16 protein-coding genes are annotated in these 18,844 nt (G+C 39.1%); all 16 read right to left on the bottom strand.

All coding sequences use genetic code 11. The features are described from left to right. Positions 1–14: 14 nt before the first annotated feature. Complete coding sequence (locus NST24_RS01160; RefSeq protein WP_342462192.1) at positions 15–1,505, bottom strand: type II CAAX endopeptidase family protein; 1,491 nt, start codon at positions 1,503–1,505, stop codon at positions 15–17. Then, a complete protein-coding gene (skfB, locus tag NST24_RS01155) occupies positions 1,498–2,733 on the bottom strand; it encodes a sporulation killing factor system radical SAM maturase (protein ID WP_340958676.1) in 1,236 nt (411 codons plus the stop codon). The genes NST24_RS01160 and skfB overlap by 8 nt, the downstream gene beginning before the upstream one ends. A 64-nt stretch (positions 2,734–2,797) precedes the next feature. After that, complete coding sequence (gene skfA / locus NST24_RS01150) at positions 2,798–2,965, bottom strand: sporulation killing factor (RefSeq protein WP_017366484.1); 168 nt, start codon at positions 2,963–2,965, stop codon at positions 2,798–2,800. Positions 2,966–3,228: 263 nt separating this feature from the next. Then, positions 3,229–3,627 carry a RidA family protein gene (locus tag NST24_RS01145; protein ID WP_039169392.1) on the bottom strand — a complete coding sequence of 133 codons (399 nt, stop codon included), beginning with the start codon at positions 3,625–3,627 and terminating at the stop codon, positions 3,229–3,231. Between the two features lie 126 nt (positions 3,628–3,753). Continuing rightward, complete coding sequence (locus tag NST24_RS01140; protein ID WP_048002314.1) at positions 3,754–4,266, bottom strand: PadR family transcriptional regulator; 513 nt, start codon at positions 4,264–4,266, stop codon at positions 3,754–3,756. 5 nt (positions 4,267–4,271) lie between these two features. After that, entirely contained in the window at positions 4,272–6,737 is a 2,466-nt protein-coding gene (locus tag NST24_RS01135) for an FtsX-like permease family protein (RefSeq protein WP_342462191.1), read from the bottom strand. Beyond that, on the bottom strand, positions 6,706–7,425 hold the full coding sequence (locus NST24_RS01130; RefSeq protein ID WP_024719122.1) for an ABC transporter ATP-binding protein: 720 nt from the start codon (positions 7,423–7,425) through the stop codon (positions 6,706–6,708). The genes NST24_RS01135 and NST24_RS01130 overlap by 32 nt, the downstream gene beginning before the upstream one ends. Before the next feature lie 155 nt (positions 7,426–7,580). Next, positions 7,581–8,345, bottom strand: coding sequence for an ABC transporter permease subunit (locus tag NST24_RS01125; protein WP_342462190.1), 765 nt, complete (start codon positions 8,343–8,345; stop codon positions 7,581–7,583). Beyond that, positions 8,342–9,259, bottom strand: a complete 918-nt coding sequence (locus tag NST24_RS01120; RefSeq protein ID WP_342462189.1) for an ABC transporter ATP-binding protein — start codon at positions 9,257–9,259, stop codon at positions 8,342–8,344. Before NST24_RS01120 ends, NST24_RS01125 begins: the two co-directional genes overlap by 4 nt. A gap of 14 nt (positions 9,260–9,273) precedes the next feature. Then, positions 9,274–9,465: a PLD nuclease N-terminal domain-containing protein gene (locus NST24_RS01115; protein WP_342462188.1), complete on the bottom strand. Its 192-nt coding sequence runs from the start codon at positions 9,463–9,465 to the stop codon at positions 9,274–9,276. Between the two features lie 159 nt (positions 9,466–9,624). Next, positions 9,625–9,981, bottom strand: coding sequence for a DUF2200 domain-containing protein (locus tag NST24_RS01110; RefSeq protein WP_342462187.1), 357 nt, complete (start codon positions 9,979–9,981; stop codon positions 9,625–9,627). A 298-nt stretch (positions 9,982–10,279) separates the two neighbouring features. Then, positions 10,280–11,599, bottom strand: coding sequence for a hypothetical protein (locus NST24_RS01105; protein WP_342462186.1), 1,320 nt, complete (start codon positions 11,597–11,599; stop codon positions 10,280–10,282). A gap of 16 nt (positions 11,600–11,615) precedes the next feature. Then, entirely contained in the window at positions 11,616–13,601 is a 1,986-nt protein-coding gene (locus tag NST24_RS01100; protein WP_342462185.1) for a DUF87 domain-containing protein, read from the bottom strand. 12 nt (positions 13,602–13,613) lie between these two features. Next, entirely contained in the window at positions 13,614–14,429 is an 816-nt protein-coding gene (locus NST24_RS01095) for a Dam family site-specific DNA-(adenine-N6)-methyltransferase (protein ID WP_274660717.1), read from the bottom strand. A 682-nt stretch (positions 14,430–15,111) separates the two neighbouring features. Further along, a complete protein-coding gene (gene glmS, locus NST24_RS01090; RefSeq protein WP_342462184.1) occupies positions 15,112–16,914 on the bottom strand; it encodes a glutamine--fructose-6-phosphate transaminase (isomerizing) in 1,803 nt (600 codons plus the stop codon). A gap of 579 nt (positions 16,915–17,493) precedes the next feature. Beyond that, on the bottom strand, positions 17,494–18,840 hold the full coding sequence (gene glmM, locus NST24_RS01085) for a phosphoglucosamine mutase (RefSeq protein ID WP_008360584.1): 1,347 nt from the start codon (positions 18,838–18,840) through the stop codon (positions 17,494–17,496). Positions 18,841–18,844: the final 4 nt, after the last annotated feature.

Genomic DNA, 18,844 nt, shown 5'->3' with positions numbered 1-18,844 from the left:
ATCTCTCCCTTTTATTAGAGTGATGTATGCTGAGGCTTTTTGGTATGTAGATATCTTTGAAGTTTAAATTGCCATAAGGGCATACAAACGAGCACAAAATTGTGAATAAAATGTGCCGCCAGTACACAAATAAATCCATAATGCATAAAAAGAAAACCAAGAAAACATCCAAAAATAAAAAGATGCGCCCAGCGAATCCATCTTGGATCATAACCAGTAACCTGATGCATAATTGCCCATAAAAAAGATGATATTAAAATGGACAATATCGCATTCCCACTAAACCAAAATATAAGAGAAATCATTAAGAGTCGGTATATTACTTCTTCCCCAATAGAACTTTGTAGACTCATATTAAGCCCTTGTCTTAAAGTAAATCCAGATAAAAACATACTTCTATTCGATAGTTCCGGAGAAATACGTAATTTATTCATTCTCTCTAACAGGTAAAAGACCAGTGATGTGATGCCTAGACTAATTAACCCAGCGCTAAGACCAATAAAAGTTTGTCCAACGATTTCATCTAAAAATTTCATTTCTAATTCATTCGCAAGAGCGCCTCCTGCCAATGAACATATAAATACTACAAATCCTGTCAATAATCCTGCAAACAAAGTAGAGAGTATACCAAGTAATTTAACAGTTTGAACACTCATCCTAGCATCGTAAGCATTTACTATCGTTAACTGTATATCCTCCTTAATTGTGAGAGATTGCACTAGTACAATCATGAAACCCAGCATAAAACTTAATGTGAGGTTAATTTGAACATTCATTAAGACTAAAACTAATATAGCCATGATCATCGCAGCAGCTGACCCTAACATACCTGAGAGACCAAAAGTAGACTCAACTTGTTCATCTCTTATTACTTTATTCATCTGATCCGTTAAAATCTCTGTATCTGTGCCGATATATGTGATCACACCAGATTGCATTTCAACTGTTACCTTAAGTCGGATATCTTCCTTTTCAGCGAGATACCAATATGTTTTAATTTCACGAAAATCCTCTTCTTTTGAACCAGAACCAGTTGGTTTTGTCTTAGCCCATAATCCCTTTGAAGAACAAGTTAATTTATCTTTTAAACCTTCTAGTGAAATTTGACCGTCTTTTTTAGATAATGAAGTTTGCCTTACATCTGCATAAAAAAAGGTCACTTCCCGTTTAGCGTTTACTCCTATCACGAATGATTGGTTTTGGTGAACAAAACGAACACGCCAAGACTCAACCAACCCTATTTCATGAAGTATATGTCGATTTTTTTTAAGTAAACCTAAATGATGTAACTTATTCACTGTTTCATGATCATACCAATAGACTGAATATACCTCCCAAGCTTCCACGTCTATGCCCACAAACTCTCTAATAAAATCGATACCAACTTTTCTTGCCTCAATTTTATCTAAAAGGTTTGATTCTATTGTTGACACTCTATACTTCGCAAACAGGAAGAGCCCTATCACTCCAAGACCTGACCACAAAATAAAAGTCATACTATTCATGAGTGATGCCTGCTCTCTTTTCATTTTCAAAGGGGAGATCTGGCTCGGATAGTTCAACTTTCCCTATACATTTACAGTTTTTCGCTTCACATTTCAATTTCAATAGACGTGTTGGTGAACCAATATCAGAAAAAGAATCAGTTAGAATATGACCTAAAGGAATATCCTCTAATTGACAAGGTGTCACATAACCGTCTGCCCTTATATACCAAGCCAAATAACCCGGTGTACAAAAATCAGTTGTAAAAGAACTATCTTCATGCTCCCAATCAATTATATTCAAATGGTGTCCCCACTTAGAACGTGCCTGCTGTAACTGGCTTTGAACACGATGTTCAAATGAAGTTTCTAGCGCTTTAAAATTCTTTGTAGCACGTCCTACGGATAATGTCTTACCAGCACGGAAAATAGAGGCATTTGCTTTTGCACAATGATCAACAACCTCCGCTACTTGATCAGCGTTCATTTCATTGATGGTCATTGCAACAATTACAGGAACATTCACTTCTGTTAACCGCTGGATGGTTTCCATACTTTCCTGAAAAGCACCTTTCCTTCCCCTTAAGGAATTGTGAGTGTCGCTCGTACCGTCAATACTAATTTGTACAGATACATTTCCTAGATGACTGAGTAATTCCACTTCTTCTTGTCTCCAGTTTAAGCCATTGCTAAAAACGTTTACGTTCGTAAATAATGAACTCGCAACCATCACAATTTCTTTAAAACCCTTTATGAGCTTGGCTTCGCCCCCTGTTAAAGTCACATCAGCCACACCTTGCGCAGCTAGTTTTTGCATCACATTAATCCACTGGGAACATGTTAACTCTTCAGGATAGGGCTTACCGGAACTAGCATAGCAAAAGGAACAACCTAAGTTACAAGCGTTTGTTAATTGGAGAGTACAGCTAATGGGCAAATAGGACTGTAAAGATCCTGTAAATTGAATAGGTTGATCCAATAACCCCTGTGTCCAAGCTTCTGTAAAAGGATGAGCACTCAATTCTTCACGCAACTGATCAGCTGTTAGCTTTTCCTTTTTAACGATTTCCCAGATACGAGCAGTTTTGCTCACGTCTTTATTCTTAGATAATAAAAATGCAAGCTGAGCTCCTCTTCCACTCAATCTAAAGTAATACATTGATTTTCTATCTATCATGACTGCGCCATGAGGCTGCAAATGAATCGCTAGTTCAGGTAAATCGTATTCTGCTAGTTGATTACTTGACATAAATAGACACCCCTTTTATAGAATAAGGAGCTAGCAATATATGCTTAACTCCCTATGTTATTCATTAAATAGCTCTCATTGCAGGATGTGGCAGTGCACAAACTCGTGTCATTGCAATACTCTTTGAGGCCCAGCACCCCATACATCCAGCCGCCTTAACAATTGAAGTGCCACCTGGACGCTTAAGGCTTTTTTTACTCACAGATTCCCATTCTTTTTGGTTTCTTGTCATAAGTAAAACCTCCTCTAGAAATTTGCATAGTGTCAATAGACCCTATCGCTATGCACCCTGATATTACCATATGAAAAATGTCGAAGTAAGGGGAATTGTGTAAAATATTCTAAAAAAATACTTAAAAGGTATTTATATCAATAAATTAGAGAGAACTAAATATAAAAAAGATTGGATATGAAAATCCAATCTTTTATCCCATACTTCCCTTATGCAAAAATTTTTCATTATCTACCTCATCAAGACCATCATTAAGCCAACTCTTAAACCGAATCCATATCCCGACAAGCCCAAGCATCCACCTCAACCTTTAAAGCAGGTGAAGCCAAAGCCACCACATAAATCATCGTCATACAAGGCAGGTGGTCTCCTAAAAACTGACCCATGATTCGTTTTCTACTCTCAGCATCAAACTCACCTACCAAATAAAACACAAGCTTTGTTATATCTTCTACTTTCATATCTGCCGCTTCTACATTGCGTTTTACATTCTCTAACGCTAGCTCGAGCTGTTCCATCGGGCTCGCTGGGATGGTCCCATCGACTTCCATCCCCACTTGTCCTGATAAGGTTAACCAACGCTGCGGCCCTGTTGTCTCTATTTGATGGATGTACGGTGCAACTGGCGCGTGAATGGTCTCAGGATTACGTGATGTTTTCATTGATCAAACCCCTTTTCTGAAAATACAATCAATTTACACCTATCATACCAAACTTTCTTCCCATCCTATCTGCGTATGCTCCGAACGAAGCCAAAAAAAAGACCTTTCTTCAAAAGAAAGACCTCTCTAAAATGATGCTCCGCTCCGATGCTCAATTTGATGAATCCAATTCAAATCCGCCTCTAAATGAAGCAGCGTGCCAGAAATCAATAAGTACCGACTCTCATCACCTTGCACAAGACATTCCGTTTTCAGCTTCGTGAGTTCCATCACATCTTTCATGATGACGGCTTTCTGCTGCTGAAGCATTTCTTTTTCTTGATGAAATCTGATTTTCCGTGCACAGCCCCATTTAAAGTGAAAATCATCCTTTGCAGCATGATATGGAACAGGTGCCAACAGCCATGATTCCAGCTCTTGTCTGCCTTCTTCCGTCACGTCGTACAGCTTTCGATCTTGGTCATCTATTCCCACTGCTGTCACCAATTGATCACGAATTAACCGATCAAGCGTCGTGTAGATTTGACCCGGGTTGATTTTTCCTTTTATTCCGAGCAATGACTCCAGCTCTAGCTTTAATTCATATCCATGATGTTGCTGCTGACAGAGCGATGTTAAAATTCCGTATTTCACTGACATATGATTTAACCTTCTTTGAGAGATGATATCATCTCTATTTTACTCGCTGTCGCACTAGAAATCCACGAAGCCGCTAAACTGAGCGCAATTCCTGCGATCACTGCCAGCAACACATGCACAAATGGCAGCTGAAATGAAACAAATCCACCGAGCCAATCAGATTGGCTTGAGACATATAGAAGAATCACACCAAATAAAATGCCGCCAATCACACCTGATAACCCAATGAGCACACCTTCTCCGACGATCATTTTTCTCACCTGCTGCTTTGTCAGCCCAAGCGCCCGCATGGTGCCAATCTCAGATGTACGTTCAAGCGTATTCATCAGCAGTGTATTGGCTGTTCCAATGCTCGCGAGCCCCATAATGAAAATGAGCATCATAGAAATTAACTCGTTCATACCAGTTAAAGCCGATGTCGTTGATTCAATCTCATCCTCTACTGTTTTCACCTTTGAAAGCCGCTGCCCAAAGTCTTCCCATAGCTGATCTCGTAAAGACTCACCGGCACCTTTGTCTTTTAACGTAAGCAGGATATCAAGGGGCTGCGTCCACCCTAAATCCTCTTGTAAAAATGTCTGATCGACAAATGCCACATAACCCGAATGATGAGAAGTCTTGACCACATCAATGACTTGTAACTGCTGCCGGCCAGAAGGTGCATTGAGATACACACTCTCTCCAATACGCCCACCCCATTCATCAAACGCACGCTCTCCTAACACGATAGAGGGCTTTTCTGCTAAATGTTGATACAAATCGCCTTTATTGTTATCTTCTATAAAAGACGGTCCCTTTTCCTCTACGCCGATCAGAGAAAATTGTCTTTTCTCTCCATCAGCCGTTTCCCATGTCAAAGGAGCCGCTTCCATCATCGGTTCCACCCGCTCAACAGCCTCATAGGATGACAGCTTTTCTTGATCCGCTTTCGTCCATGGAGCCTCAGAAGTAACCCTGAGATCGCCTCCATACGTTTGACGAATCTCTTTTTCGTAGCCATCTGGAGCCGATTCAATGACCGCACTTAAAAGCAAGATCACAGCAATCCCAACAGCTAGAATCGCCGCCGTATTGGCATTTCGATTCAGTTGCTGCGTGACATGCTGCGCTGATAGATGACCTGGATAGCCAAAAACAAGCTTCAAAAGGGGCGCCAACAACCGGTTCAAAAAGAGCAGGAAAAATGGGAATAACAGAACCATGCTGGCTAAAATGGCAAGATAAGCAGCCGGATGATCCACCCATATGAATGAAAGCAAGCCTACCCCTATCGCCGCTCTAATGACCGATTGTTTCTTCGGTGCAGAAGTTTGGGTGATGGATTTTAAAGTCAGCAGCACAGACGTTTTCCCTGCATGATAGATCGGAAATAACGAAAACAGCACAGGGAACACAATACCAATGATCACTGCTATTACAACAGGCACTTGCCAATCTAACGAATACACCATATCAAAAGCAAACACACCAAGCAGTGTTTGCATGAACACATCCCCAAGCCAAACGCCAATCGGTACCCCAATGACGGTTCCAATACAAGCCAAGATCAAAACCTCAATCAACATCAGCTTAGAAACAGAGCCCTGTGTATAACCGAAGCTCTTCATAATCGCAAATTCTTTTTTTCGTTCCATCACACTCGTATAGATCATATTAAACACGATAAAACCGCTCATAAACATCGACAGCCCTGCGATGAGGTAAAAGAACGTGTACAACCCGCCAATGTCATTACTTTGCCGGTCATCCGCCACCACAGGCTGGACAAAAACATCGGCATCCTTGAACTCTTTCTGTAAAGATTGAAAGAGCTGCTCTCCGCCATCATTCGTCTGAAATCTCATATAAGAAAGCTGATGATCGAGTCCCGTCCAGTCTCTCAATAAATCAAGCGGCGCCATCACACGAAAGCTCGATGATTCTGCACCCTTCCAGTCACTCGGACTTGAAAGCAGCTGTGTATATTCCACAATGGCAGATACCTTCGCTTCGCCCAAATCAGAAAAACGAATGGTATCTCCCACTTTTTTATTCAGCAGCTTCGCCACAACATCTGGTATGACCAACCCCTGATTATCCAAACGCCCTTCAATCACAGGCAGCTTCAGTAAAGAGCTCGTTTGATCTTGTACTCCGGTAATTCGCACCGCCCGTTGGTTAAGAGAGTGATCACCTTCTACATCAAAAAACGTCTGTTTATCCAGCGCTAATAATGATCCTGTCACATCAGGATGCTTTAAAATGGAGGAGATCTGTTCCTCATCATACGTATGATCATCACTCAACACCCAATAATCTGCATCAGCGACATACATTTGCTCATAGTAATGAAACACATCATTTGTCGTTCGATCGGCAATGAGCATCGACGTGACAAAAGCGATCCCCACCATGATGCCTAAGACAGAAATGGCGAACCGCTTTTTATGCTGAAGCATGTTACGCCATGAAATTCGCCACATACTGAGCATAATCATCATCCTTTCTAGAAATCACTTGATCAATAACACCGTCTTTAAAAAGGATGATTCGATCCGCAAACCCCGCTGCGAAAATATCATGCGTCACCATAATAATCGTCTGCTTGCTTTCTCGATTGAACTTGCACATTAACGCCAAAATATCCTCCGCTCTATGTCGGTCCAAGTTCCCCGTCGGCTCATCTGCTAACAGCACTGATGGCTGATTGACTAGAGCTCTTGCAATCGCTACACGCTGCTGCTGCCCGCCGCTCAGCAAACTAGCCCGTTTCCGTCCAAGTCCATTCAAGCCAACAGCCTCTAACAGCTCTACAACCGTCTGTTGATTCTCCTTTGTTAAACGTCCATCTGCATGCAGCGGAAACGCCACATTTTCTTCGACAGTTAATGTAGGCAGCAGCTGATAATTTTGAAACACAAACCCAATCTGTTTTCTGCGAAAAATCGTTCTCTCTTTCTCATTCATCTCACTCAACTGATGCTCATCTATCAAAATCTCTCCATCAGTAGGCAGATCAAGCCCGCCTAACAACTGAAGTAATGTACTTTTTCCAGAACCACTCGGTCCCATCACCGCTACAAACTCCCCTTCTTCTACCGTCAAATCAACGCCCCTCAGCACCTCAGTCCGCTCCTGGCCTTGAATGAACTCCTTCTTCACATGCTTGATCTGAATCATCTGCAAACTCCTCCCACCCCTTTACGGAGTAATTATATACTAAGTATATATTATTTCAACATTTAAATCATGATAATATGTATTTACATCTTATTTATTACTTACTAAATATATAAAAAACCCTTTAGATTTTCATATCCAAAGGGTACATCATGCTATAATTCTTGTTTTCTAAAAAGAAACCATCCGATGAGAAAAAAGAAACCAATCAATACCGATACACCTAGAAAGCTTGTAAGCGCCTGATCCGAATAAGTCCCTCTATGAATCATCTCCTCAGCCGCACTTGTGACGCCTTTAGGTGCAAACTTCCCTAATGTATCCTCATAAAACGAAGGAACGGTAAACAGGATGAGGTTGATCAAAAGGGAAACGCCGCCCGCAGTCACTGAGCGCTTAAAGAATGCCGATGCACAAATGGTCGACACCACAATAAGCAGTAGGTTTGGATAATACAAAAGCGTTCCTTTTAACACATCGCCCCAAGCCACATGCCCAAATTGAATGTTCACATAATAAACGGAAGCAAGCACCGCCACTATCAAACTAAACAAAGTTAAACAGGCATAGGCACATACTTTTGAGGCATAATAACTCATTCGACTGATCGGTTTCACCATAATCATCGCCGTCACCCCAGAGGCACGCTCTCCAGCAATCGTCCCCATCACGATCATAATGAGGATAAACACGCCGAGCGAATCAAATTTACTCAATGCACTGGCTAAAGCCTCTCCAGCACTAGGCTCTGGTATATAAAATGTAGACCCTTCAGGTAAATTAGCCGATTTCGATAAAAGATCCGGCAGCATTTTGAGCGTAATAGGCTGCGTAATCATTAAAATCGTGAAAATGATCGGCACAAATAAGATTTTATAACTAGTGAATAACTCCCTAAATTCCTTTTTCAACATCATCATGCCGTCACAACCTTCATAAAAATATCTTCAAGCGTCAGCTTAGATAGTCGATAATGGAGAAGAACACCGCCAGTTTCAGTAATGAGAGCCGGCAGTTCCTTCAATGCCGTTTGTTGATTGTTGACTCGCACCTGATAAGCGTCTCCTGTTTCCATGCATTCCTCCACCCAATCCCGTTCTTTTAACAAAGCCACTAGTTTCGTATTCTGTTGTTCTAATTGAAGTTCAATCACGGGCTGGATATAGTCTTCTTTGAGCTGTTTCATCGAAGAGGACATCTCAATTTTGCCGCTGTTGATCATGATAATATGATCCGCCACACGTTCAATGTCATCTAAAATATGGGTCGACATAAAGATCAGCATCTCATGCTTTAGACGCTCAATCAAAGTCAGGACGTCTTTTCTCCCCATAGGATCAAGTGCAGACACAGGCTCATCCAGGATGAGAACCTTCGGGCTGTTGATCAGTGCCTGCGCAATGGCAAGTCTTTGCTTCATGCCTCCGCTGTAGCTGCCAATGGCACGATCCTTCGCCTCGTATATGCGGCAAAGCTTCAACAATTCATCTGTTTTGGAACGAATGGTGTTTTTCTCTAAATGAAATAACCCGCCAACCCAATGCATCCATTCCTGCCCCGTCATATCCTGATAAAATGCAGGATGCTGCGGACAGTACCCAATCACCTGACTGATTTGATCCATGTCCTTTTCGACATCAAAACCTGCCACCTTCACAACGCCAGACGTAGGACGAGCAAGCCCCGTCAAAATCCGGATCGTCGTTGTCTTCCCCGCTCCATTGGCTCCTAAAAAGCCAACACATCCAACCTCCCCAACAGAAAACGAAACATCTTTTAACACTTCATGCCGTCCATACGATTTCGTCAGGCCGTGACACTCCAACATATTCAAGCGAATCCCCCCTACTAAGATTGTTTACGACCAAAAATGAAATACGCAATAGGACCGGCACTCGCCACAAACACAATCACCAAAGCCCAAACCCACTTCACTTCTCCCCTAATCCTCGATGGATCTCTTTTCAACAAATCAAACAAACTAATCACCATTAAAATCGCTTGTAGCAAAATAAGAGGTAAAATCATCTGCATGTCCATCACGCCACTCCCTTTTCAAACGTCAATTTGTTTTGGTATTACTTCTTTTGACGACATGAAGAGAGAATTCGTTCAAATGGTTTTTATTTTTATCAATCGAATGGTCTATAAATATAAAAAAGCCCAGTGAGGGTTATTCACTGGGCTTGCTTGTGATGGTCATGATGAATCTCGCATAATCTTATCCATTTTCTTTCCCTTGGCTAACTCATCAATCAGCTTATCTAGATACCGAATATTTTTCATGGTTTCTTCCTCAATGTCCTCTACTCGAACACCACAGATGACTCCTTTGATTAAACTGCGGGAAGGATGAAGCTCAGGGGCGTCAGCAAAGAAGGTTTCAATGTCTATCTGCTTGTCCAACTGTTGCTGTAACTCTGCTGGACTGTACCCCGTCAACCAACAAATAATCGTATCAACCTCAGCCTTCGTTCGACCCTTTCTCTCTGCCTTTGCGATATAGAGAGGATAGACTTTTGCGAAGCTCATTGTGTAGATTTTAGGTTTGGTCATGTGTTATTTTCTCTTCTCTCATTACATATTTAACTGCCATGCCTCCAAAAATTACGACTCTTATGATATAATATCTATCCCTTTTCTTGATCGCCAATTTACATATAAGAACTAATCAAAATTGTGCTGTAAATGTTAACTTTAGAATAGAAGAAAACCGCGCATTTTGAACACATATTAATCAATATGCACGGGATAAGTTTTATTTAAATTAAATTTATTAAAGAAAAGATTGATTTTAAAATATATCTACTCTTCTGAAGGTAACGCATATGACAAGCTAATCTTCTATTTTTAGTTATTCTAATAATCTTTGAAGTATTTTAGCTGATGGATAACTTGAAAGTGAAGCTATCCCATTTGCTAATTCAATGGGATACAAACCTCCTGAAAACCTTCTACTAATTATATGTGGAATAACATTTAGAATAACTTCTAAGTTAATTAATTCGTTTGCTAAAGGTGCATTTTTCCTATTCAAGTAATCACCTGTAGGGACATTAATTACTAATTCTGTAACTGGATCAACTTTCACAAGTACTTTTTCTCCCCAATTTGATCTTTCTCCATAGTTTATTGCACTTGGTTTATCTTGTACTTCTTTTTCAACGTAATCGTGACTTAGTACATGATAGTGGAGTTTTTCACCCTTTTCTAAAGGTTTAACATGTCGTCCTACAATTGATAAGTGATCAACAAATTTTCCGGATTTCTCTTGGCCAATTATATTAATCAGTATACCTTTTTGTTTAGCAAACTCTAAAAATTCTCGTATACGAGGAATCAATTTTACATATTGGCTATTTAGACTTAGTGGACCATCTTTAATAAATAAAGTATTCTTAAACAATGATTTATCTTGCTTTGACCAATATAACCTTATTATGGTGAATAACATTAAATGTTCCATAATAGACATATATGCTGAAGCGATAGCATCTGTAGCTTTATCTTCAGTCATATCTAAGTGAAAACCAATCATATCAGTTAAATAAAGCTCTTTACTACATGTTATACAATTCATTTTTTCAAGGTCAGCCGTAAATTCCAAACTAACTTCACAGAATGGACAATTAAATGAAGGTGAATTAGTAGGCTTATCTAACCATTTTTGATAAGTTAGCCATTTCAACGTTTCGAAATATTCACCGTTCTCATCAATTTTTATAGATTCAAAAATAATATTTCTAATTGTATCAAAATTAGTACCTTTACTAGACTTAATGTTTCTTAAAGGTAAAACCGTAGAATGGAATAAAGCACTATCTTTCATAATTTTTTGTAAATCCATAGGATGTGGATTATATTTATCAATATGTTCCAAAGATGCTTCAGATATGTTTAAAATCGCAGTTTTAATAAATGCTGCTTCTTTTGGAGGAATAGCATCTGATTGAACAGGAACGTAAGATCCATCTACAACCCAAATTTGGTCAATGAGATTTTGTGAGCTACTATTAAATTCATTCCAATTTGAAGTAACACTTGAACTTGGTGAACTATACTGAGCTTCGAAATCTTTTACTAAAGAAGTGATCCACTCTGAATTCATTAGAGATAAATGACCTAATTTTGAGGCACCTTCAAACGGTAATCCACCTTTAGAATTATATGCCATAAAAAGTTGTACCTCCTTAAACTGTAAACTTTTTAACTTGTACTGGTATTACAAAACGGTGTGAATTTGTTAGAATTCTCATATATCCAGGAGTTCTAGACTTTTTAATATCATCTTCAAGCCCATTAAATGTATGTTGTAGTTTAGATAATGCGTTTGCTTCATGTGTAGAAGCTAAATGACCTACAAAGAAATTTTCGGTTTGAACTAATAATTCTTGGCTGATTGTTGAAGGAGATTGTGTCGAATATACCATCCCAATATGGAATTTTGCACCTTCTTTTGCAAATCGGTGATACACAGTTGTATTTTCCTTATTGTTGTTTGAGAATAAATTATGAGCCTCTTCAAAATATAGTTGAATAAAATGATTGGACAAAGTATTCGAAACAAATTTATCTTCCTGTGAGGCAAATACGGCTTTAGATAACATATCAGAAAAATATTTACGAACATCTTCCGAAGCGTTCCCCAAGTCTAAAATAACTGTTTTACCATCGTTAAGAAGTTGAATAATCTCAGTAATAAAATCCCCAGCACTCGGGGAGTGATAATGGCGATAACTAGTTAAAATCTGGGTGCCAGATCCAGAAGCGGGATTTAAAAAATTTAATAAAGCAATGGCATCTTGATCAAAAAGAGGTTCACTACTTCCCATTAATAAATTAGAAGACTTATTATTCTGGATAAAGGTTGCTAATAAGCTAAACTCTTTTATTAAATCATTTAAATTGTTTGGAGATACTGGGGGAGTACCGCCATAAACCTCATTTCTTAAGTCTTTTTTTAGTCCAGGGTTAAACTTGTTTATTTGACCGATAGATAAATTTAGACTTACTAATTTAGATTCATCTAGATTAAATCCAGCACTTTTTAAAACAGCCCAAAACATTTGTATTTTGCGGATGTTTCTTATTTTTTTCCCTTTATCAGCTTCGGATTTTATTTCAAGAATAGATGGTAGTTCAATATTCCCAAAACTCTTAATATAATTTGAAGTGTGATTATCTCGTTCTAAAAATGATTTGATAATTGGCAGTGCACTTTCAGGTTGTTCGGCAAAATTAAGTTTTAATTCCTTAAAGCTTGGGTTTCTAGGATTAAGAGCATATACTATACAGTTATTAGTGTGGGCTGAAGCGAGTGATTTATTTCCATCCTGCGGATTATCATTTGCATATTCACCGTTAATATCGAATATTAATTGGCCAACATTTTGTGTTGTAGTAGAAGTTCGGATGATAGCATCAGCCAAAACTTTGACTACGTTTGATTTACCAAGTCGAGTTTTACCGAACATAGCCGTGCGACGTCCTTTAAAATCCTCAATAGATATTTTTAATTCTGGATAATTGTTATTTAATAATCCAACTTGACACTCTGTAGGTCTAAATACACCCAGGTGTTGCTGGTTTTCCTTGTTTACTAGACCATTAAGTATTAAGTCTAACAAATCTTTATCGGGAGAAAACACCTTATATTTATGGGCACTTACTACGTTGTTCACATCACCAGAAAACTCCACCAAATTTTTATCAGATGGTTTCGGATAGAACATTCCAATAACGTCACACTCTAAAGCTCCCCATTGTAATTCTGCCTGCGTCCAAATATCTAATTCAGGCATTGATTTCTTATGAAGTTCAAAATAAGTCTGCTGTACTTGATTACTCAAAGGAGTAGAAGAAACGGATTTCACTCGTAGTAAAGTGAAGTGTGGTGGTAAACCAGTCTGAATAGGATTTCCCTGTTCATCTCTTTCATCTATAGCCAAAATTAGGAAACTCCCTCTTGGAATTCCACCTACAGCAATTTTATAGGGATCTGACGTAATAATTTTAGCCGTATCATATCCTAAATCTAAAACATATCCAATAAAACGGTAATCTTGTTTTACCCCAGCGGAATGAAGTTGATGTTGTTTATCTAAGAAATCTTTTAATATTTTTAAGGGACTATTACTTAATACTGCGTTAGAAACTAAATCTTGAATAGCTGACATAAGAACACCTCTTTAAAAGTTAGATTTCACAATAATTTCTTCATATTTTTTTCTACCTTTGACTTTTGATGAAATTCCAGAAAAACGTGAAACAATTTTAAATTCAAAACCATACTCTTTGTATAAATTTCTAACAGATTCATGATTAGCATTTGTCATTATAATTTTTGCACCTCTATCACGAGCTCTCACTAAAGCTTCACAAAGTCTAATTTGATCAGCCCATGAAAAAAGTTTTTCATTATATTGAATAAATCCATTATCATTGTGATTAACGGTGTAAGGAGGATCAACAAATATAAAGTCATCTTTATTGGCTTTATTAATTACCACTTCATAATCATGATTTAAAATAGAGACATCTTTCAATCTATTTGAAATTTCTTCAAAGTCGTCTGTATTTAAAATTACATTTTGCTTAGAACCGAGCGGAACATTAAATTTCCCTTGTTTATTAACTCGGTAGATACCATTAAAGCAAGTTCTATTTAAATAAAGAAACCTGGCGGCTTTAGTTTCTATTTTCCTAGGATTATAATTACGTATTTTATAGTAATAATCAGGAGAGTGCTTTCTTTGATGAATCTTTAAATATTTATATACATTCTGCCAATCCATTTTTAATGCCATATATGTATCGATTAAATCTTTATTTATATCAGATAAAATAGCTTTCTGAGGTTTTAAATGAAAAAAAACTGAACCAGATCCTAAAAACGGTTCGATATATCTATTGAAATTTGATGGAAAAACTTCTGGATAACTATTTACTAACCACCTTTTTCCTCCTGCCCAAGTTAAAAAAGGTAAAACTTCTTTATCAAGCATTGAACACCTCCTAACTATTTCTATTTTACCGCAAATGCAATATAATAGGAATAAAAAGTTAAAATTAAGTATATATTATATAACACTTAAAACAAATGTTAACTTAATAGAAAAATAAACTATTTTGAAAATATATTAAAATACGTATTTAGTTTAGGTTGAATTATAAAAGCTATTTTATGTATCATGTTTATACATAGATTTGAAGCTTTAATAAAACTTCTTACGTCATATTCTTCATTTTCACTAAATATAAAATTACGAGACAATACCCCTTTATTTTTAGCCCTGATAGATAAAAGCTGTTTAAAGTATTTATTATTATAGAGTTATGAAATTGTTCTACATATTAATCAAAGTTTTCGCCACTTTCATCATCTCGAAACCTTGGTTATGCCAATATGACATTATCAGTAAATGGCTTAAAATGACCATATGGGTTCATTTTCTCATTAGCTCATACTGTTTTTAGAATATTTCAGAAGATTTTTCAGTTTTTCAGTAAATAATTTCTATTATATCAATTTGAAGTAATTATAAGCATACTATCTATTCTAAACTAACAGACGAGTTTTGGGGGATTATACATAGGTAACACTATATTTTCACCTTTTTCAAAATAAAATAACCTCTTACGGACATCATATCCGAAGAGGTTATTTTATGAAATATTTTTGTAAACCTACTCCACCGTCACACTCTTCGCAAGGTTACGTGGTTTATCCACATCACACCCGCGGTGAAGGGCTGCGTAGTAAGCGATTAGCTGTAATGGCACAACAGATGCAAGTGGTGCAAGTGCTGGGTGTACAGCTGGAAGGACGAAACGGTCGCCTTCGTCTTCTAGGCCTTTTAGTGAGATGACACATGGGTTTGCGCCGCGTGCAACAACTTCTTTGACGTTACCACGAATGCTGAGGTTCACGTGCTCTTGCGTGGCAAGGGCAATAACCGGTGTGCCTTCTTCAATTAAAGCAATCGTGCCGTGTTTGAGTTCTCCGCCAGCAAATCCTTCTGCTTGGATGTAAGAGATCTCTTTTAGTTTGAGTGAACCTTCAAGGCACACATAGTAGTCAAGTCCTCTTCCGATAAAGAATGCGTTACGTGTCACTGTGAAGAAATCACGAGCGATTTGTTCCATTTCATCCTTTTGATCGACTAGGGCTTCCATTGCGTTTGCTACAATTCCAAGCTCTTTCACAAGATCAAAGTCAAGTGATTGACCATTTAATTCAGCTGCAACAGATGCAAGGATCGCAAGAACAGCGATTTGTGCTGTGTAGGCTTTTGTTGAAGCCACTGCGATTTCTGGTCCTGCATGAAGAAGCAATGTGAAGTCTGCTTCACGGGAAAGCGTAGATCCTGGTACGTTTGTGATCGTTAATGCTTTATGACCAAGCTCTTTGACTTGAACAAGTACAGCACGGCTGTCCGCAGTCTCTCCAGATTGAGAAAGGAAGATGAACAACGGTTTTTTCGATAGAAGCGGCATGTTGTAAGAGAATTCACTTGCTACATGGACTTCTACAGGTACTTTTGCCCAGTCTTCAATGTATTGTTTACCGACAAGTCCAGCATGGTAGCTCGTTCCGCAAGCCACGATGTAAATGCGGTCTGCTTCTGCTACTGCGCTTGCGATATCGCCAGCGACTGACAACTTGCCGTTTTCATCTTGATATTCTTGGATGATTTTGCGCATAACAAGCGGCTGTTCATCCGTTTCTTTTAACATGTAGTGAGGATATGTGCCTTTCTCAATGTCGCTTGCATCAAGCTCAGCGATATAAGAAGGACGTGTCATGATATCACCGTCAAGGTTTTTAATGATAACCTCGTCTTTTGTGACAATGACCATTTCTTTATCCATTAATTCCGCATATTCGTTTGTTACTTGAAGCATCGCCATTGCGTCAGAAGCCACAACGTTGAAATCTTCGCCGAAACCAACCAATAATGGGCTTTTGTTTTTCGCCACATAGATTGTTTCTTTGTTTTCGTTATCGAAAAGGGCAATTGCGTAAGAACCTTTTAGTTGAAGAAGCGTTTGACGGAAAGCTTCCTCTGTATCAAGACCTCTATTCACAAATTGTTCGATGACTTGAACAACAACCTCTGTATCTGTGTCGCTTTTTAGTGTGACGTCTTGTAAATATTCGCGTGTCAATTGTACATAGTTCTCGATGACACCGTTATGAACAAGCGTAAAACGGCCAGAAGCACTTTGATGCGGATGCGCATTTAGATGGCTTGGTACACCGTGTGTTGCCCAGCGTGTATGTCCAATTCCTGATGAAGATGCCACGTTTGCATCAACGACTTCACGAAGCTCAGCGATACGTCCTTTTTCTTTGAACACATGCACGCCTTCTTCGTTTGCCACAGCGATACCTGCTGAGTCATACCCACGGTACTCAAGCTTCTCTAAACCTTTTAATAAGATTTCCTTCGCATCATTCTGACCAATATAACCTACGATTCCACACATAAATATTCTTCCTCCCGATCATGTGAAAGGGACAAAGAAAGCCTACTAAAATAGAAGGGACATTTCTTCGTCCCTCTCTACATGTTTAATTTGGGAGATCATGTGTATTCCCTTTGTACAAAGAGTCACCTCTTTGCTTTAAAGAAACACTTACGGCTGTGATCTCTATATTTGATCAGCCGGGAGGCATCCGCCGAAAAATTCGATAACCTCCATCCTCGTCAACTAAGCATCTGTCTCGTTCGATCGCTTAGTTCGGGCGCTATAATTATAAGAGTGGCTGAACATCTACCCTGCCTTTCCTGCTAGAATAAAAATCCAGTAACACAAGGATGATTGTACTATAAGGTCTGACCTCCGTCAATCACAATTTAGCGGGTGATCCCCATCATGTTAGAAAGTAAGACCTCCCTACACTATATGCGATGAGGCTTGTCACGTTCTATCTTTGATGTGCTCTCTTATGTATGAAAGCAAGCAGCAAATTGCCCTCGCTTATATCATTCGTATAGAACTTTCCTCTTATGACGTTTATTCGAAAAAAAGCAAACCGCTGCTTAGCGATTTGCTTTACATCAATTACTCAATACCCATTTCTTCTTTGACAACAGCCGTAATGCGAGCCACGTATTCATCACACAGCTCTTTTGTTTTCGCCTCTGCCATGACACGTACAAGCGGCTCTGTTCCTGATGGACGCACAAGGATACGTCCGTCACCGTTCATCTCTTTTTCAACCTCTTGGATCACAGCTTTTACTTTTTCATTTTCTTCCACTTTATACTTATCAGATACCTTTACATTCACTAGAAGTTGCGGGAATTTCTCCATTTCAGCTGCAAGCTCTGACAATGTTTTTCCTGTTGCTTTTAGTGTATTCACCAGCATGATTGCTGAAAGCATGCCGTCACCTGTCGTATTATAATCAAGGAAAATCAAGTGGCCTGACTGCTCGCCTCCGACATTATAGCCATCCTTTTTCATCGCTTCGACCACATAGCGGTCACCAACAGCGGTTTGAATGCTCTTAATGCCTTGCTTCTCAAGCGCTTTATAGAAACCTAGGTTACTCATGACCGTTGACACGACCGTGTCATCCTTCAATCGGCCTTCACCCTTTAAATAACGTGCACATATGTACATAATTTGATCGCCGTCTACAATATCACCTTTTTCATCGACTGCAATTAAGCGGTCGCCGTCGCCATCAAACGCAAGACCAATATCCGCTCCTTTTTCTTTCACAAAAGCAGAAAGTGCCTCTGGATGAGTAGAACCTACGCCATCGTTGATATTCAATCCGTTTGGTGATGTTCCCATTGTTGACACATCTGCATCTAAATCTGCAAATAAATGTGTTGCAAGAGAAGATGTTGCACCATGTGCACAATCAAGCGCTACGTGAATGCCTGTGAAATCCTCGTCCGCTGTCTGTTTCAAGAATTGCAAGTATTTCTGACCGCCTTCAAAGTAGTCATTTACTGTTCCAAGATCCGCTCCAACTGGGCGTGGCAATTGATCGACCGGCTGATCCATCAGCTGCTCGATTTCATTCTCCTGTTCATCTGACAGTTTAAAACCGTCACCGCCGAAAAATTTAATTCCGTTGTCTTGAACTGGGTTATGCGAAGCTGAAATCATGACACCTGCTTCTGCATCCATTGCCTTCGTTAAATAAGACACACCAGGTGTTGAGATCACACCTAAACGCATGACTTCAGCCCCAATTGAAAGTAAGCCTGCTACGAGTGCTCCTTCTAACATATGACCAGATACACGCGTGTCTCGTCCAACGAGTACCTTTGGACGTTCTTTATCCTTCGTGAGCACATAGCCGCCAAATCTCCCAATTTTAAATGCGAGCTCTGGCGTTAATTCGCTATTAGCCACACCCCTTACACCATCAGTTCCAAAGTACTTGCCCATGTTT

Source organism: Bacillus sp. FSL R5-0286, assembly GCF_038593245.1.
Taxonomy (GTDB): domain Bacteria; phylum Bacillota; class Bacilli; order Bacillales; family Bacillaceae; genus Bacillus; species Bacillus altitudinis.
This window is presented reverse-complemented; position numbering and strand designations above follow the sequence as displayed.

Coding starts and splice junctions, on each gene's coding strand:
- NST24_RS01160 (WP_342462192.1), bottom strand. CDS start 1,505: ATGAATAGTATGACTTTTATTTTGTGGTCAGGTCTTGGAGTGATAGGG.
- skfB (WP_340958676.1), bottom strand. CDS start 2,733: ATGTCAAGTAATCAACTAGCAGAATACGATTTACCTGAACTAGCGATT.
- skfA (WP_017366484.1), bottom strand. CDS start 2,965: ATGACAAGAAACCAAAAAGAATGGGAATCTGTGAGTAAAAAAAGCCTT.
- NST24_RS01145 (WP_039169392.1), bottom strand. CDS start 3,627: ATGAAAACATCACGTAATCCTGAGACCATTCACGCGCCAGTTGCACCG.
- NST24_RS01140 (WP_048002314.1), bottom strand. CDS start 4,266: ATGTCAGTGAAATACGGAATTTTAACATCGCTCTGTCAGCAGCAACAT.
- NST24_RS01135 (WP_342462191.1), bottom strand. CDS start 6,737: ATGCTCAGTATGTGGCGAATTTCATGGCGTAACATGCTTCAGCATAAA.
- NST24_RS01130 (WP_024719122.1), bottom strand. CDS start 7,425: ATGATTCAGATCAAGCATGTGAAGAAGGAGTTCATTCAAGGCCAGGAG.
- NST24_RS01125 (WP_342462190.1), bottom strand. CDS start 8,345: ATGATGATGTTGAAAAAGGAATTTAGGGAGTTATTCACTAGTTATAAA.
- NST24_RS01115 (WP_342462188.1), bottom strand. CDS start 9,465: ATGGACATGCAGATGATTTTACCTCTTATTTTGCTACAAGCGATTTTA.
- NST24_RS01110 (WP_342462187.1), bottom strand. CDS start 9,981: ATGACCAAACCTAAAATCTACACAATGAGCTTCGCAAAAGTCTATCCT.
- NST24_RS01105 (WP_342462186.1), bottom strand. CDS start 11,599: ATGGCATATAATTCTAAAGGTGGATTACCGTTTGAAGGTGCCTCAAAA.
- NST24_RS01100 (WP_342462185.1), bottom strand. CDS start 13,601: ATGTCAGCTATTCAAGATTTAGTTTCTAACGCAGTATTAAGTAATAGT.
- NST24_RS01095 (WP_274660717.1), bottom strand. CDS start 14,429: ATGCTTGATAAAGAAGTTTTACCTTTTTTAACTTGGGCAGGAGGAAAA.
- glmS (WP_342462184.1), bottom strand. CDS start 16,914: ATGTGTGGAATCGTAGGTTATATTGGTCAGAATGATGCGAAGGAAATC.
- glmM (WP_008360584.1), bottom strand. CDS start 18,840: ATGGGCAAGTACTTTGGAACTGATGGTGTAAGGGGTGTGGCTAATAGC.